Below are 15,693 nucleotides of genomic sequence, written 5' to 3' on the forward strand. Positions count from 1 at the left end.
CGCGGTTGGCGTTCGGTGCGCGGCAGGACGACGCTCGGGGCGACGGTCGTCGTCGCGGTCGCGTTGATCGTCGGCGCCTTCTCGTTCTACGGCGTTCTCAGCGCCAGCATCCATGGCAGCACGGAGCGCGCGGCGGAGCAGCGCCTCGAAGAACTCGCCGGACGTCTCGACGGCGCCGGCGGAGACGTGATCGACGCGATCGATGACGAGATCGTGCAGCTCATCGAACCGGACGGGTCCGTCCGCGTCGCCAGCGAGGATGCCCGCGAAGCGCTGGGATCGAACGCGCTCCCCGTCTCCGACGACGCGCAGACGCTCATCGTCGACGAGGAGCAGATGCTTGTGGTCTCGGAAGACCTCGACGGCGACCAGAGTCTCGTGCTCGCCGTCTCGATGGAGGACGACGCGGACACCCTGGCGACGGTCTCGACCCTGCTGGCCGTCGCTGTTCCGCTGCTCCTGCTCCTCGTCGCGGTGACCACCTGGCTCGTCGTCGGCCGCGCGCTCCGCCCGGTCGAGCGCATCCGCGAGCACGTCGACGGCATCACCGCCGAGCGCCTCCACCAGCGCGTGCCGGTGCCGGACACGGCGGATGAGATCGCCGCGCTCGCGACCACCATGAACGGCATGCTCGATCGGCTCGATGCCGCCGCGACCGCACAGCGGCGATTCGTGTCGGACGCGTCGCACGAGCTGCGCTCTCCGCTCGCGACCATCCGCCAGCATGCGGAGCTCGCTCAGGCCCATCCCGACGTGACGAGCATCGGCGAGCTCGCGGAGGTCGTCTCGGAGGAGGGGTTGCGTCTGCAGGGCATCGTAGAGTCGCTGCTGCTGCTCGCCCGGCTCGACGAGGGCGCGAGTACGCACGACGAGGCGATGGACCTCGACGACATCGCACTCGGCGAGGTGCGGCGGTTGCGCGCGGCGGGGCTCGAGGTCGACGGCTCCGGCATCCACGCCGCGCAGGTGCACGGCGACCCGCGCCTGCTGGGTCAGCTGGTGCGCAATCTCTCCGACAATGCCGCCCGCCACAGCCGTGGCCGAGTCGCGATCAGCGTGACGCCATCGGATCGGTACGTGTTCGTCACGGTCGAGGACGACGGCGCCGGCGTGCCGGCTGAGGAGCGGGAGCGGATCTTCGAACGCTTCGTCCGGCTCGACGAGGCGCGCAGCCGCGACGCCGGGGGCAGCGGACTCGGCCTCGCGATTGCACGGGGCATCGCAGCGTCAGCTCACGGCACTCTCGTCGTGGACGACTCGCGCTGGGGCGGCGCACGCTTCGTGCTCGCACTGCCACTCGGCGCCTGACCAGGCGGATCCGCGGTTCCTGAAGAAGCCTTCAGGATGCTTCAGGGAGGCTTCAGCGCCCTCGCGAGACGATCGTGACATGGACGACAAGACACCCACTCCCGACCAGACCCCCGACCACACGCCTCACATCCCGGAGTCCGCGCCCGATGCTCAGACGGTTCCCGTGGCGCCGACGTCGGGCGAGGCGCCGCATCCGGCGGCCCCAGCAGCTACTCCTGCTCCCGTTCACTCCGAGGGGAAGCCCGGACGCAAGCGGGCGCTCCTCATCGGCGGTGGCATCGCGGCGGCCGTGCTGCTCGCCGGCGGCGGCATCGCGGTCGGCGCGGCGATCGGAGACGAGTTCGGCGATGACGACGGTTCATCGATATCCGACGACGCTGGCCACGATGATGCGCACGACGATGACGCGTCCCGCGACGACGGCGGCCACGACGACAGCACTGACGACGGTGCGTCTTCGAACGGCAGCGGTTCGGGCACCGGCATCGGAACGGCATCGGCCGATGAGTTGATCGGCATCGCGGATGCCGCGCGCGGCGCAGCTGAGGGCGACGTCACTTCGATCGACGCGAAACGAGACGGCACCTGGGAGGTGCAGTTGACGAACGCCGCAGGTGACGAGACCGATGTCCGCGTCGACGAAGAGCTCGCCGCATCCGTCATCTCGACCGACCCGGCCGACGGCGACGACACGGCCGCCAGTCTGAGCCTGGACGACGAGACGATCCGCGAACTGGTCACCGCCGCGCTCGCCGAAACCGACGGGATGATCACCGACCTCGACGTCGACGGCGACGAGGTAAGCCCGTACGACGCGTCCGTCCTCACGTCAGACAACCGCTCGATCGACATCGACTTCAGCGCGGACTTCGCCGTCGTCGGCACCGACATCGACGACTGAGCGGGTCGCGTCCTGCACCGCTGGCGTCGGGGATCATCGCAGCCGACTCGCAGTATTCGCACGTCGGAATCGAGGATGGGTGAGGACGAACACCGTGACAATGAGCATGATCGCGGCTGCGGTGATGACGGGCAACGGCGCCCAGAGGCCGTAGAGCGCCGTACCGGCAGTGGGGGCGATGACAAAGGTGAGTCCAGTCGTCGCACCGATTACTCCGGCGAGACCGCCCTGTTCTTCTCTGCCGATCAGGAGGGTGGGGCCGGCGGTGTAGCCGGGCATGGCGATGCCCAAGCCGAGTCCGACCAGCAGGACGGCGGCGAACAGCAGCACCGAACCTGCGTCGACGATCAACACCAGGAAGCCCATGAGCGCGATCACGCCGCCGACGCGTAGCAGGGTCGCAGGCTTCCAGCCGCTGCGAGGAACGACGACGGTCTGCGCGAGGACCATACCGACGCCCGCGGCGAGGAGTGCGCCGCCGGTGACCAGGCCTGTGGTTGCTGCATCGAGTCCGAGGCGGTCTTGGACGATGAACCCTGTGATGACTTGGATGAATCCGAGTGCGGTGAACATTCCGAATCCGGCGAGCAGGAACGGCCACACGCGCGGGTCGAGTGGACTGATGCGTACAGGCGCCTGGATGAGTTCGTGGCGGGGTTCGCGGCGGAGGCGGAAGACGATGAGAGCGAGGCCGACGGTGAGGAGGATGGGTACGGCGATGAGCGGGCTGATGAGTCCGAACGCCGAGAGGAGTCCGCCGACGATGGAGCCACCGATCATCGCTATGCCTTGCACTGCACCGACCGCGGCCATGCCCTTCACTCGAGCGCTCTCATCGGTCGTGACGTCGGCGATGTAGGCCTGCGCCGTGGGCGGCACTGCTGCGATCGCCGTGCCGAAACCGATCCCGCGCAGTATCACGAACAGCACGAACAGGAGTGTTCCGGTGATCGCGCCGGTCATGCCGAGCCAGGCCAGCACCGCGAACAGTGCCATGGTGACCACGGCGAGGCAGAAGGCGGCCACGAGTACGGGCTTGCGTCCCCAGGATTGGGAGCGGCGTCCCCAGAACTGGCTGGTGAGCACGATCATGATCGCGGCCGCGCTGATGGTGACCCCGATCTGCCATTCGGCAAGCCCTACCTCGCGCGACAGGGGCGCGATGATCGGGTTGAGGGTCATCTGGCCGAGGTAGATGAGGAATACGGCTCCCAGCAGCAGCGGAATCTGCGAGCGCGATGTTGTCGGCCGCGTTGCCGTGTCGGTGGTCGGCGGGGTCATCGGATCTCCTTGGAAGACATGTCCTGTGCGGTCGTGGCGGTGACGTCGGAAACAGAGTCGGGTATGGCAGGGGCGAGGGTGAGTTGGCAGTCGGCGGTGAGAGCGAGGAGGTCGTCGTCGTGGCTGATGAGCAGGACGATGGCGCCGTCGTCGGCGACGCGGCGGATCTGGTCGGAAATGGACTGCAGGTGGCGGCGATCGACGCCGGAGCTCGGCTCGTCGAAGACGACGATCCGGCGGCCGGCGACGCGGACGGCCGCGACGACGAGGCGCTGCTGCTGACCGCCGGACAGTGACAGCGGATGCCGTTCGGCGAAAGCAGTGAGGTCGAGGGCGTCGAGGATCTCCTCCGTCTGAGGTGCCCGGCTGTGGGCGGCGGCGAGGTGGATCTCGGCCTGAACGCTGTCGGTGAACAGCTGACGCTGCACGTCTTGCATGACGATCGCGCTCGCCCGCTGCCGCGCTCTGGCGCCCAGTACCTTTCCGTCGAGGCGTACGACGCCGGTGCTGCGCTGCAGGCCAGTCACTACCCGGGCGAGGGTGGTCTTTCCTGCGCCGTTGACGCCGCGAATCGCGGTGACCGTACCGGCGGAGAACGCGATGCGGTCGATATCGAGCACCGCGCGCCCGCCGAGGTGACAGCGGATCGCCTCGAGTTCGAGCTCGGCTTCGGGAACATCGGACGCGTCGACGCCACCGGCGATGCTTGGTCCGGAGGCCGGGACGACGGGCAGATCGACCGCGGCCACGACTCCCCGCAGCCCCTCACGCGCAAGCTCCTCGTCCGGCACTGCGCGGAACTGAGCGGCGGTCCATTCGACGTCGATCGCACCGTCACGCATGACGATCACGCGGTCGACGAGGTCCTCCAGGTAGCGGATGCGGTGCTCGGCGACCACGATCGTCACTCCCCTGGCTTTGAGGTCTGCAAGGGTGACCGTCAGCCGGCGCACGGCGTCGGCTGAGAGGTTCGAGCTGGGCTCGTCGAGCAGGAGGATGCGGGGCCAGTGCGCGGTCGCGGCGACGATCGCGACCTGCTGCTGCTGCCCGCCGGACAGATCCCGCAACCGCTGTCCGACCGGCACGCCTGCGGAGAGGTCCACGACCGCCTTGGTGACCCTGGTCCGGATCTCCTCGGGTTCGACGCCGAAGTTCTCCATTGCGAAGGCGACCTCTTCCGGGACGCTGTCGGTGAAGAACTGACGCCGGGGATGCTGCAGCACCGTCCCGGTGAGGAGGCCAATCGCATCGAGTTCCGCGTCAGCGGTGATCAGCCCGTCGACGGTGACGATGCCGGCGAGGATGCCGTCGTCGTGGAAATGCGGGATGAGACCGTTCATGAGCCTCAGGGCAGTGGATTTGCCGGACCCTGACGCACCGCACAGAATCACGAACTCGCCGGGGACGACATGCAGGTCGAGGTCGCGCAGGCTCGGCTGCTCGGCGTGTGGATAAGTCCAGTAGGTGTGGTCTATGCGGATCATGTCAGCGGCGCCGGAAGGATCAGGGCCGCCGTGACGAGCACGGCGACAACGAGGACGAGGATGAGGTCGGCATTTCCCAGGCGCGGCGGGTGCATGGCCGTGGGGATGCGGTGCGAGCCGAGCCCGCGGAGAATGGCGGAGGCCGAGAGATCTTCGCTGGCGCGCAGACTCGCGGCGATCATAGGCACGGTGAACCGCTCCAGGGTGAGGACCGGGTGGCGCAGCAGCCCGCTCGCGCCTGCGAGCCCGCGCAGCCGCATCGCATCCAGCACTGACGCGGCCTCGGAACTGACCACGGGGAAGAACCGCAGCATGACAGCGAGGGTCACCGAGATCGGACGTGGGATCCGCCAGGCCCGGAATGCGGCGGCGAGCTGAGTCGGAGAGGTCGTGCCGATCAGGTGCATACCGACGCCGATCGCGGCGGCGAAACGGATCAGGTAGGTGCACGCGAGTGCCACGATCGCTGTGAAGGCGTTTGGCCACCACAGTGGCAGCATCCAGCCGAGAACTCCCATCACCGTCGCGGTCGCCATCAGCCCGAGCGCGCGCGTCCATGCTCGCTCCGACAGAGCGAGTATGACTGCCACGAGCAGCACGAACGGGACGAAGCGCAGCCCGCCAGGACTCATCACGGCGATGCTGCAGACCAGCACCAGAAGAATCTTCGACCGCGGATCCAGACCCCCTTGGCGCCGCATGACGGCCGCGGGAGGCTCGGTCTCAGGCAAGGCCGGCTCTCTGGAAGTGCTTGCGCAGCAATCTGGTGCCCAGCAGTGCGCCGAGGAAGCCGCAAACGACGGTCGCCGCGACCATCCCGAGTACCATCGGCGCCGATACGAGCTGATCGAAAGCTGCGATGTACTCCTGGCCCATGCCCTCCATGCTCCCGGAGTGCAAGTATGCGTCGCGGTCAAGGAAGAACGGGATCCAGGGCCCGACGAACCACGCGGAGAACACCGTGTACGCCCAGATCGTCGCCCACTTCGACCGGTAGTTCCCGGCCCACAGGATCAGCTCGGCAAGGACGGATACGCCGATCGTGACGAGGGTGCTCTGCCAGGGCTGCCCCATCATGAGGTAGAGGAGCGCCACGACAAGACCGAACAGAGCGGCCATACCTGCGTGCCGGACGCGGGTGAGGAAGAGAATGTAGGGAATGCCGGCTGCGATGGCGGACAGCGGCAGGGTGAGCAGCATCACCACGGGGCTGATGACGCCGAGCATCGCGACCGCGAACACGATCACGAAGTAGATGACGGCGAAGATCGCGACGTTGAGCAGGTCTCGGGCGGAGAATCGCACAGCGAACGGAGATCGAGTCTTCACTGGGGCGGGCGTCACTGTTGAGGACGCCAGGGTGTGGTCGGTCATCGAATCAGGTCCTTTCAAGGGTGGGTGTTTCAGTCGTGTGAGGCGAGCTGCCAACCGGTGGCGTCGACGCGCTCGGTCCAGTAGCGGGCGTACGCGCCGCCGGCGGCGAGCAACTGCGCGTGGGTGCCGGTCTCGCGAATGCCGCCCTCGCCGTCGAGCATGATGATGCGGTCGGCGGTCATGATCGTCTGCAACCGGTGGGCGACGACGATCATCGTCCGGTCGGATCGGATGGCGTCGACTGCCTCACCGATCGCGATCTCGTTGCCGATGTCCAGCGCCGCGGTCGCCTCGTCCAGTAGGACGATCGGCGCATCCTTCAGCAGCGCTCGCGCGATGGACACCCGCTGACGCTCGCCGCCGGACAAGTTGGAGCCGCCCTCGCCGACTTTGGCATCCCATCCGCCGGGAAGACGTTCGGCGATCTCGTCGACCTTGGCACGCGTAGCTGCGGCTATTGCTTCCTCGCGGCTGAGGTCGGGGTTTCCGATCCAGACGTTGTTGAGGATGGTGTCGTCGAAGAGATAGACGTCCTGGAACACGGGGGCGACCGCCGATTCGACGATGTCAGTGCCGAGCCGCGGGAGCGGGACGCCACCGATCGACACTGTTCCCGCTTCAGGGTCGTAGAAGCGGGCAATGAGCTTCGTGATCGTCGTCTTCCCTGAACCGGACGGCCCGACAATCGCCGTCATGCCCCCAGCGGGAGCCGTGAAGGAGATGTTTCGCAGCACCGGCGCGTCACCGTAGCCGAAGGTCACGTCGACGAAATCGATCTCCCAATCGGCTGGCACGGCGGGCACTGCCGGTTCCGGCAACGCGATGACCGCGGCGAGTCGGTCGAGCTGGTCGAGGGTGGTGCGAGCGACGGCGACGCCACCGCCGAGATCGCCAGCGGCGACGATGGGCTCGTTGAAGCGCACACCGAGCACGAGCAACGCGATGAGTGTCGCGATGTCGACGGTGCCCCCGACCGCGAGATACGCCCCGACGACGAGCAACAAGGTCAGGGAGAACTGGACGATGCCCGCGAAGGTCGCGATGCCCGCCCCGCCTGTGACGAGCATTCCCCGGTAGGCACGGTGTTGGTTCTGCAGGGCGTCCTCCACCAGTCGGTCTGCAATCGAATCGTCTCCTGCGGTGCGCAAGGTGGGCTGGGCGCGGGCGAATTCGATGACCCGGTTCGATGCGTCGTCCACGGCTTCAGCGTGAATGGCGTCTCCCCGGCCGAACGTTCCGCGCAACCACCGGTAGCCGATGATGAGGACAGGCACCATCACTGTCATCGTCAGTGCGAGACGCCAGTCGAAGAAGTACATCCCGATCAGTACTGTGCCCGGGGTGATGAATCCGGTGAGGATCTGCCGCAGGATCGCGTACGGCATATTGGAGACGAACATCGCGCCCTGGGTTGCGATGCCGGCGATAAGACCGGACCGGTCCGCACCGAACCATGCCACCGGAAGCTCCACCAGCCGTTCGCCGAGCCGAGTGAGCAGGGAATCGAGCAACGCAGTGCTCGTCTTCATTCCGAACTGGCTCGCGAACCATGCGGCCAGCACATACCCGACTCCGCCGATGGCGACGACGATCAGCCAAGACCCCGCGGCATCCACATCGCCGAGAAACAGCGCCCGCAGCAGAGGCACGAGCAAGAGGAACGCAAGGCCTTGAAGAATCGCAGCAGCAACGATGAACACCAACTCGGTGATGAGCAGACGGCGTGCGGTGGGTGATGAGTAGTGCAGAAGCCGGCGGATCATGGCAGGACTCCTTCCGGAAGAGAGCGGGCATGATTGGCTTGATAGTCGGCCCACATTCGAGCGAACCTGCCTTCGGCCGCGACAAGCTCGGCGTGCGTGCCGCGCTCGACGATTCGACCCTCATCGAGCACCAGGATCTGATCCGCACCGACGATCGTGTGCAGTCGGTGCGCGATCACCAGCACCGTGCGCTCTGCGGCAAGGATCGACAGCGCGCGCTGGATCGACGCCTCCGAGTCAGGGTCGGCGAACGCGGTCGCCTCGTCCAAGACAAGCACCGGCGTGTCAGCGAGCAGAGCCCGAGCGATCGTGACGCGCTGCGCCTCACCGCCGGAGAGATTCGCGTCCTCTCCGACAACCGCGTCGTAGCCGCGATCGAACCGCAGGATCCGCTCGTGAATCTGCGCCGCCCGAGCCGCGTCCTCCACTTCCTCGTCGGAGGCAGCTGGGCGCGTGAGGCGGATGTTGTCACGCAGACTCGCCCGCAGCAACTGCACATCCTGGAACACGAACCCCACCTGGCGATACAGCTCGGTCGCGGCGATCTGCCGCACATCGACTTCCCCGATTGCGACTGTGCCTTCCTGTGCGTCGTAGAAGCGCGGCACAAGCTTGGCAAGGCTCGACTTTCCGGAGCCGGACGCACCGACCAATGCGGTCACCGTGCCAGGCGCACACGCCGCGGTGATCTCGTGCAACACCCGGCGCTTGCCGTCGTAACTGAAGGAGACGGCATCGAACGCGGCGTCGCGCCCTTTTGGACTGCGTGGAGCGTCATCGCGTGGAACGGGCTCGAGCGCGAAGAACTCAGACAGCGACTGCTGTGCTTTGGTCGCATTGCGCAGGAACTGCGCTGAAGATCCGAGCTTCATCAGCGGGCCCGTCAGCCCGAGACCCAGCAGCAGACCGGGCAGCACGTCGATCGGAGCCGCCGCGCCAGCGTTCACCAGCCAGACGCCGACGGCGAGCAGCCAGACCAGCACCACCACCGGCGACGTGATGATTTCGATGACTGTGAACATCACGGCCGTCTCGCGCGTCCACTCACCGACGAAGTGCACATACCTTCTTGTCTCGTCCCGGTATCGTCGATGGCTGCGCCCGATCTGCCCGAATCGCTTGACCACGGCGATCCCGTGGACGAACTCGACGGTCGCCCCGGAAAGCGCCGCGGTGGACTCGTCGTATTGCCGGTATTTCTCCGCCCCGCCACGCATCAGGACCGGGTACAAGATCGCGGTGACCACCAATGGCACCAGCGCCGCCACGGCAAGTTGCCACTGCACGACGAACAGATAGGTGAGGCTGACGACGGGGACCGAGACCGCAGCGACGACGTCGTGGATCGCATGCGCGACCAGCTGGTGCAGCGCGACGACGTCGTTCTCCACGAGCTTGCGCACGGTCCCCGAGGCACGCCGGTCGAACCACCCCAACGGCAACTGCTGCAGATGACGCACGATCCGCTGTCGTAGCGTCAGCTGCAGCTCGGCATCAGCAAAGTGGCTCACCAGTCCTGACAGGAACGCCGACCCGAAGCTCACGAACAACGCCACCACGGCAACGGCGACGATGATCCACACTCGTGCGGCGTCGATGCTGTCGCCCGACAACGCCGGCAGCAACGTGCGGGCGAGTTCGACGATCGCGATGAACGGAATCACTCCGCTGAGCGCCCCGAGCACGCTCAACGCGACGATGCCGGCGAGACTCCCGCGCACCGGCGCGAAGAAAGACTCCCCTGCCGCCCGAACGGTCGATGCCTGGCTCTGGTCGCTCATACGCGTATCCCCCTGCTGCTTATTGAGAACCATTATCACACAGTAGTATGAACAGTGTTCTATTCGGCCTCAGCGTACAAGTAAGGCGACCCTAACTTCAATGGTCTGAACCTTCCGGTCCAGTTCGCTTTAAGGAGAGATCGTCCACATGACCGATCCCGCACCGTTTCACGTCGGGCTGACCCCTGACCTCGTCATCGATTCAGCAGTGGACCTCACGCGCGAGTCGCATCTGATGAGCTGGTCGATCCGAGACCTCGCCCGTCGGCTCGGTGTCGCACCGTCTGTGATCTACCATCACGTCGGCGGCAAGGATCTGCTGTGCCGACGGGTCGTCGAGCGGATGCTCGAGCGGATTCAGCTGCCCGATCCCGGATTACCATGGCAGGAGTGGTTCCGCATCCTCTTGCACTCCGCGGGCACGCGTGCTGCGGAGTATCCCGGCACAGCGAAGTGGATGCTCATGCACGGGCCCACGCATCCCGCCGCGCTGCCCATTCTCCAGTCCGGGCTGTCCGTCCTGCGTCGCGCACGGTTCGGCGAGCGAACCGAGACCGCCTATGCCGTATTGCTCAACAACGCCATGCTCACGATCTCGATCAGCGACGACCGCCTCCAACATGAAGGGGACGGCCCTCGTGACCACGCAACGATGATGGCGGAGTTCCACGAGATGCCCACTGCTTCAGTAGAAGTCCGCGCGATGGGACAGCGTTTCATCGGCCCCTTCGCCGAAGGCGGCGAGACCGCAGCACGAATGCGGTGGGACTACTACGGTGTCGTCGTGGACACCACGATCGCCGGACTCGAGGCCACCCTTCTCTCGCCGGAGCGTTCCGGGCTCTGATTTCTCTTCCGGCAGATCAGGACAAACTTCGGCGCTGACCGATGGGCTGCGGAAAGCGATGACGCCGGTACCGTTTCGAATTGTGAAACGCGCCCTTCGATCCGTCGACCTCAGCCCCTATCGCCGACATCCCCGTGACCCTGATATCACCGGCTCGCTCGAGTTCATCGAAACGCACCGCATCTGCCGTCGTCACGGCGCCGCGCAGTTGCAACTCCACGAGCCGCTCGGCCGCGATGGCCGCGAGCCGCCCGGTGGCGCCGGATTGCCCCTCCCCTGTGGCTGTGAGTGGTCGGGTCGATCCCCTCTTGACCGCGGTGACGCTCCAGGCCTCACCGCCGAGATGCGGCGCGTGGCGCAGCAGCGGGGCCAGCGACGGAACAGCGCCGACGAGACGCAGTGCCGCAGTCGCAAGTCGGCTGTCGAGTGCGAGCCAGCTGCGGACTCCGACTCCGAGCGGGCGCCCGACGAGCAGATCGTCGGGAAAGTCCGCCCTCAGGTGCTCACGCAGCGTGCCATCGAGGAGCGGGAACTTCCGTCGTGAGCGCAGGTTGGCGACCGGATACGCCTCGGGCGCTGCGTATACGTCATCACCAGCAAGGCGCATGGTCCATTCCACGGCTGCGGGACCGTGGGCTTCGCCTGCACCAAGCATGATCGCGACGTCGATCTCCTCCCCGGGCTGCGGGTCGAGAGCGCGGATGAGCACGGTACTGAGCCCCGGCGCGATGCCCGCCCCCAGCAGGACCGCACCTCCTTCCGGCACACCGGTGGCGAGCCGCTCGAGGTGAAGCGCAGTCGCGGAAACATCCACGAGCGGCGTCACACCCACTGCCGCCTGCACGGCTGCGGATTCGAGGCCGCTCGCATCGAGGACGACATCGGCGCGGGCCGCCTCGACCCTCAGCCGGGCACGTCCTGCCGATGTCGACGCGTCGATCGCGACGCCATCCTCCGGCGCACGCCGGCCGGCGCCGACGACCTCGTGCCCGTTTTGTCGCAGCGCGGCCGACGCGGCAGAGCCAACGGCTCCGCGCGCGCCGAACACGAGCGCCCTCATCTCCTCGGGTCCGAGCTCGAGTCGCGCGTGATGTCGCCGACAGTATCGGACGCCGGCAGGGTGCGCGCTGAGCACGCAGCGGCCACCACCTCGGGCGGGACGCCGCGCATGCGCTGCGCCGCCTTCGCCAACGTAGGAACGGCCCAGAACACGGCGATGGGGACGACAACGGTGATGACGACGGCTGTGCGAAGCGGATCGGGCCATCCCGAGGTGAAGGGCGCGACGATCGCCGAAGCGATGAGCACCAGCGGGAGAATCGCAGCCCAGGTAATCACGGCTTGCAGAGGGCGAGGAAGCGGACGCATAAAATCTCCAAACGTTTGGTTGGATATCGACCATACGAACCGTCATCGACAATTGCAACTGAATGGTTGGATTCACTAGGCTGGGCACATGTCATGGAATACCGAGGCCACGCGCCGCAAGCTGCTGGAGGCGGCGACCGCACAGTTCGCAGACGTGGGCCTGGCTGGCGCCCGCGTCGACGCGATCTCCCGCGAGGCCGGAGTCAACAAGGAGCGCATCTACCAGTACTTCGGCGACAAGGCCGGTCTCTTCGCCGCCGTCCTGGCCGCTGAGGTGGAGCACCTCCTTGACGGCATCTCCGTGACGGGAAGCGGCGCGGACGCGATGGGCCATGTCGCCGGCGCTCTGCATGACAGCGCAGCCGCACATCCGCACCTCGCGCGCCTCCTGGCGTGGGAGAGCCTCGAGCTCTCCGAGCCGGTGTCCGCCGAGCGCCGCGCCGCCGGCTGCGCCGCCATGGTGGCCTCGCTCGCCGAAGCACTTCCGCAGCACGATCGCACACACGTCGCCGAGTTGGTGCTGAGCCTGATCTCACTCGCTCTCGCCGATCGCTGCCTCCCTCACGTCGCCACTCTCGTCGCACCGGGCAGCACCGCGTCGTCGCGGCGGGCGGCGGTCGTCGCGCAAGCCCGCGCCCTGGCGGCGGTCGGCGGCTGAGCAAGCGAGCCGCGGAGATTGGGCAACTTCATTCCCGCAGCGCATCCCAGGTGAACCCGTCACCGCTCCGCACCGCCGACGATCCGCAACACGGCAAGCGCGGCGCGGGCGTGATCTCGCGCAGCCTCGCGCGTGGGCGCTGGGGACAACCCGAGGAGGCGGCGGCGGTGGGCTTCACCGAGCAGTAGCCCGAACAGCGCTTCGGCAAGGTGACCCCGGTCACCTTGGGGCACCCCCTCCCACAGGCGCCCTGCCAGGAGTTCGATATAGCCGCCGGGCCCGCTGGTATAGAAGCGGTCGGCGAGCTCGGGGAACTGTGCAGACTCGCCGATCATGAGCCGGTGCAGCCCGACCGCGTCGTCGGAATGCAACTCGTAGACGAGTCGTGTCGCGAGGTCTTCCAGCAATCTCTCGTCCGATTCGAGGTCGTCGAGTGCACGACCACGGAATCGCTCGATGGCCGCCGTGAAGACCTCGGCCTTGTCGCCGAAGTAGGAGTAGATCGTTCTCTTGGCGACTCGGGCTGCGGCGGCGACCTCGTCGAGAGTGACCTGGCCGTAGCCGCTCGAGACGAAGAGCTCCACTGCCGCGTCTAGGATCTGGTCCCTGCGCTGCTCCCGCTCGTCAGCGGTCGGGCGCCCCCTCTTGCGGGCCGGGTTCGTCGAGGTGCCGCTCATAGGTGACCTTCCGTCCTAGGAGCATCGGAGGTCGACGCCATCAACAATCATCCTATAATGAAACGCATTCGTTTCATTAATCGCCGGTGGAACACCGCGTGATCGAGCAAACTGCGCCCCAGAAGGGCGCCGTGTGAGGAGTCCCGATGGCCGTACGCAGATCCAGGCCCACCGCCGCCCCGAAAGCAGCAGCGGGAACGACGCCGCATGCCGCGCCACCCGACGAGATGCTGCTGGCGTTCTACCGGCAGATGGTGTTGATTCGCCGGTTCGAGGAGCGGGCAGCACGGGCCTACACGCAGGCTGAGATCGGCGGATACTGCCATCTCAACCTCGGAGAGGAAGCCACTGTCGTCGGGCTCATGTCTGCGATGGAACCGAGCGACTACCTGTTCACGAACTACCGGGAGCACGGATACGCGATCGGGCGAGGCATCGCACCGGGACGGATCATGGCCGAGCTGTACGGGCGCAGCGACGGCGTGTCGAAAGGCTGGGGCGGGTCGATGCACCTGTTCGATCTTGAGGCGCGGCTGCTCGGCGGGTACGGGATCGTCGGAGGACAAGTGCCGCTCGCGACCGGTGCCGCACTCGCGATCGACTACCGCAGCGGAAAGGAGGCTGTGGTGTGCGTGATGGGCGACGGCGCGACCAATATCGGGGCATTCCACGAATCGCTGAACATCGCAGCCCTCTGGCAACTCCCCATCGTCTACGTCGTCGTCAACAACGGTCTGGGCATGGGCACCACGGTGGAGCAGTCCTCCGGCGAACCCGAACTGTACAAACGGGCGGCTTCGTATCGGATGGCCTCAGCCAGAGTCGATGGCAACGACCCGGTGGCCGTGCGGGACGCGACGCTCAGCGCGCTCGCGAGTGCACGTGAGGGCAAGCCGTTCCTGCTGGAAACTGTGAGCGGGCGCTTGAAAGGTCATTCGGTGGTCGACCCGGCGAAATATCGCGCGAAGGACGAGGCGGAGTCCCTCAAGGCCGGCGACCCCGTCGCTGCCTTCGCTGTCCAGCTGGCCGAACGGGACCTGCTGACCGACGAGGCGATCGCCGATATCGATGCCGAGGCGATGCGCGCCGTCGGCGAAGCCGTCGCGTTCGCCGAGGCCAGCCCGCACCCTTCAGTTGAAACCCTCTTCGACTACACCTACGCCACCGCCGTGCCGAACGATTCCCGGCGATTGCCCGGGCAACCCCTCTTTGGACCGGCGCCCTTCCCCCTGATCGGAGCACCCGTATGAGCATCATGACCTACCGGCAGGCCCTGCACGACACCCTCCGCGCCGAGATGCTGCGCGACAAGGACGTGCTGCTCATCGGCGAGGAGATCGGCGTCTTCGAGGGCTCGTACAAGATCACCGCCGGCATGCTCGCCGAGTTCGGCGAGAAACGCGTGCGGGACGCCCCCATCGCAGAGGAGGGCTTCACCGGAGCGGCTATCGGCGCCGCCATGCTGGGGCTGCGTCCGGTCGTCGAGATCATGACCATCAACTTCTCGCTGCTCGCGCTCGATCAGATCGTCAACCACGCCGCGAAGATCTACGGCATGTTCGGCGGCCAGGCGCGCGTGCCCCTCGTCATTCGCACGCCCGGCGGCGGCGGGCAGCAGCTCGGCGCCACTCACTCTCAGAACATCGAGCTCTATTACGCGTTCGTGCCCGGCATGAAGGTCGTCGCCCCCTCCAGCCCTGCGGATGCCAAGGCGCTGCTGCTGGCCGCGATCCGCGACGACGACCCGGTGCTGTTCCTCGAGAATCTCGCCCTCTACAACACGAAGGGCGAGGTACCCGATGACGACACCCCGGCCGAGATCGGCCGCGCCGCCGTCACCCGCCGGGGCTCTGACATCACCGTCGTCGCCTACTCACGCATGGCCGCCGTCGCGCTCGACGTCGCCGAGCAGCTCGCCGAGACAGACGGTATCGACGTCGAGGTCGTCGATCTTCGAAGCCTGCGTCCCCTCGACCGCGAAACGATCATCGCGTCGGTGAAGAAGACCCACTGCGCGGTGGTCCTGGAGGACGACTGGCTCACCTACGGGATCGGTGCCGAGGTCGCCGCGACGATCTCCGACGGTGCGTTCGACTGGCTCGACGCCCCTGTGCGCCGCGTCGCCATGGCCGAAGTGCCGCTTCCGTATTCCAAACCACTTGAGACCGCTGCGCTTCCGTCCCCCGAAGACGCGGCCACCGCAATCCGTCAGACCCTCGCCGCCGTCTCCCGCCGCGCCTAAGGACAA

Annotated in this window: 15 protein-coding genes; 6 read left to right on the plus strand and 9 right to left on the minus strand. The window is 66.9% G+C overall.

Going from position 1 to position 15,693, the window contains the following annotated elements; all coding sequences use genetic code 11:
* Window positions 1-15: 15 nt before the first annotated feature.
* Together QFZ46_RS00915 and QFZ46_RS00920 are read left to right on the plus strand one after the other, a co-directional pair.
* Window positions 16-1,308: a sensor histidine kinase gene (locus QFZ46_RS00915; RefSeq protein WP_307357408.1), complete on the plus strand. Its 1,293-nt coding sequence runs from the start codon at window positions 16-18 to the stop codon at window positions 1,306-1,308.
* 79 nt (window positions 1,309-1,387) lie between these two features.
* The gene (locus QFZ46_RS00920; protein WP_307357411.1) at window positions 1,388-2,212 is read left to right on the plus strand and encodes a hypothetical protein; all 825 of its coding nucleotides are present in this window, start codon (window positions 1,388-1,390) and stop codon (window positions 2,210-2,212) included.
* 33 nt (window positions 2,213-2,245) lie between these two features.
* Here QFZ46_RS00920 and QFZ46_RS00925 read toward each other — a convergent pair whose 3' ends face one another.
* From QFZ46_RS00925 to QFZ46_RS00950, 6 genes are read right to left on the minus strand one after another with little or no spacing between them, the layout of a single operon-like run.
* Window positions 2,246-3,493 carry an MFS transporter gene (locus QFZ46_RS00925; protein WP_307357413.1) on the minus strand — a complete coding sequence of 416 codons (1,248 nt, stop codon included), beginning with the start codon at window positions 3,491-3,493 and terminating at the stop codon, window positions 2,246-2,248.
* Window positions 3,490-4,977 (minus strand): ABC transporter ATP-binding protein, encoded by a 1,488-nt coding sequence (locus QFZ46_RS00930; protein ID WP_307357416.1) that lies wholly within the window; start codon window positions 4,975-4,977, stop codon window positions 3,490-3,492. Before QFZ46_RS00930 ends, QFZ46_RS00925 begins: the two co-directional genes overlap by 4 nt.
* Window positions 4,974-5,708, minus strand: coding sequence for an energy-coupling factor transporter transmembrane component T (locus QFZ46_RS00935; RefSeq protein WP_307357420.1), 735 nt, complete (start codon window positions 5,706-5,708; stop codon window positions 4,974-4,976). The genes QFZ46_RS00930 and QFZ46_RS00935 overlap by 4 nt, the downstream gene beginning before the upstream one ends.
* Window positions 5,701-6,351, minus strand: coding sequence for an MptD family putative ECF transporter S component (locus tag QFZ46_RS00940; protein ID WP_307357423.1), 651 nt, complete (start codon window positions 6,349-6,351; stop codon window positions 5,701-5,703). Before QFZ46_RS00940 ends, QFZ46_RS00935 begins: the two co-directional genes overlap by 8 nt.
* Before the next feature lie 29 nt (window positions 6,352-6,380).
* Window positions 6,381-8,114, minus strand: coding sequence for an ABC transporter ATP-binding protein (locus QFZ46_RS00945; RefSeq protein WP_307357426.1), 1,734 nt, complete (start codon window positions 8,112-8,114; stop codon window positions 6,381-6,383).
* Complete coding sequence (locus QFZ46_RS00950; protein ID WP_307357429.1) at window positions 8,111-9,895, minus strand: ABC transporter ATP-binding protein; 1,785 nt, start codon at window positions 9,893-9,895, stop codon at window positions 8,111-8,113. The genes QFZ46_RS00945 and QFZ46_RS00950 overlap by 4 nt, the downstream gene beginning before the upstream one ends.
* Before the next feature lie 148 nt (window positions 9,896-10,043).
* Here QFZ46_RS00950 and QFZ46_RS00955 point away from each other — a divergent pair, with 148 nt between their 5' ends.
* Entirely contained in the window at window positions 10,044-10,742 is a 699-nt protein-coding gene (locus QFZ46_RS00955; RefSeq protein WP_307357431.1) for a TetR/AcrR family transcriptional regulator, read from the plus strand.
* A 16-nt stretch (window positions 10,743-10,758) separates the two neighbouring features.
* On the opposite strand, the gene QFZ46_RS00960 is transcribed toward QFZ46_RS00955, so the two are convergent.
* On the minus strand, window positions 10,759-11,802 hold the full coding sequence (locus QFZ46_RS00960; protein WP_307357433.1) for an NAD-dependent epimerase/dehydratase family protein: 1,044 nt from the start codon (window positions 11,800-11,802) through the stop codon (window positions 10,759-10,761).
* Window positions 11,799-12,050 carry a hypothetical protein gene (locus tag QFZ46_RS00965; RefSeq protein WP_307357435.1) on the minus strand — a complete coding sequence of 84 codons (252 nt, stop codon included), beginning with the start codon at window positions 12,048-12,050 and terminating at the stop codon, window positions 11,799-11,801. The genes QFZ46_RS00960 and QFZ46_RS00965 overlap by 4 nt, the downstream gene beginning before the upstream one ends.
* Window positions 12,051-12,198: 148 nt before the next feature.
* On the opposite strand from QFZ46_RS00965, the gene QFZ46_RS00970 reads away from it, so the two are divergent.
* Window positions 12,199-12,768 carry a TetR/AcrR family transcriptional regulator gene (locus QFZ46_RS00970; RefSeq protein ID WP_307357438.1) on the plus strand — a complete coding sequence of 190 codons (570 nt, stop codon included), beginning with the start codon at window positions 12,199-12,201 and terminating at the stop codon, window positions 12,766-12,768.
* A gap of 59 nt (window positions 12,769-12,827) precedes the next feature.
* On the opposite strand, the gene QFZ46_RS00975 is transcribed toward QFZ46_RS00970, so the two are convergent.
* Complete coding sequence (locus QFZ46_RS00975; RefSeq protein WP_307357441.1) at window positions 12,828-13,445, minus strand: TetR/AcrR family transcriptional regulator; 618 nt, start codon at window positions 13,443-13,445, stop codon at window positions 12,828-12,830.
* A gap of 146 nt (window positions 13,446-13,591) precedes the next feature.
* Between QFZ46_RS00975 and pdhA the strand changes: the two genes are divergently transcribed.
* Window positions 13,592-14,695 (plus strand): pyruvate dehydrogenase (acetyl-transferring) E1 component subunit alpha, encoded by a 1,104-nt coding sequence (pdhA, locus tag QFZ46_RS00980; protein WP_307357444.1) that lies wholly within the window; start codon window positions 13,592-13,594, stop codon window positions 14,693-14,695.
* Complete coding sequence (locus QFZ46_RS00985; protein WP_307357447.1) at window positions 14,692-15,687, plus strand: alpha-ketoacid dehydrogenase subunit beta; 996 nt, start codon at window positions 14,692-14,694, stop codon at window positions 15,685-15,687. Before pdhA ends, QFZ46_RS00985 begins: the two co-directional genes overlap by 4 nt.
* The last annotated feature ends 6 nt before the right edge of the window (window positions 15,688-15,693 follow it).

It is taken from the genome of Microbacterium murale (assembly GCF_030815955.1).
Classification (GTDB): domain Bacteria; phylum Actinomycetota; class Actinomycetes; order Actinomycetales; family Microbacteriaceae; genus Microbacterium; species Microbacterium murale_A.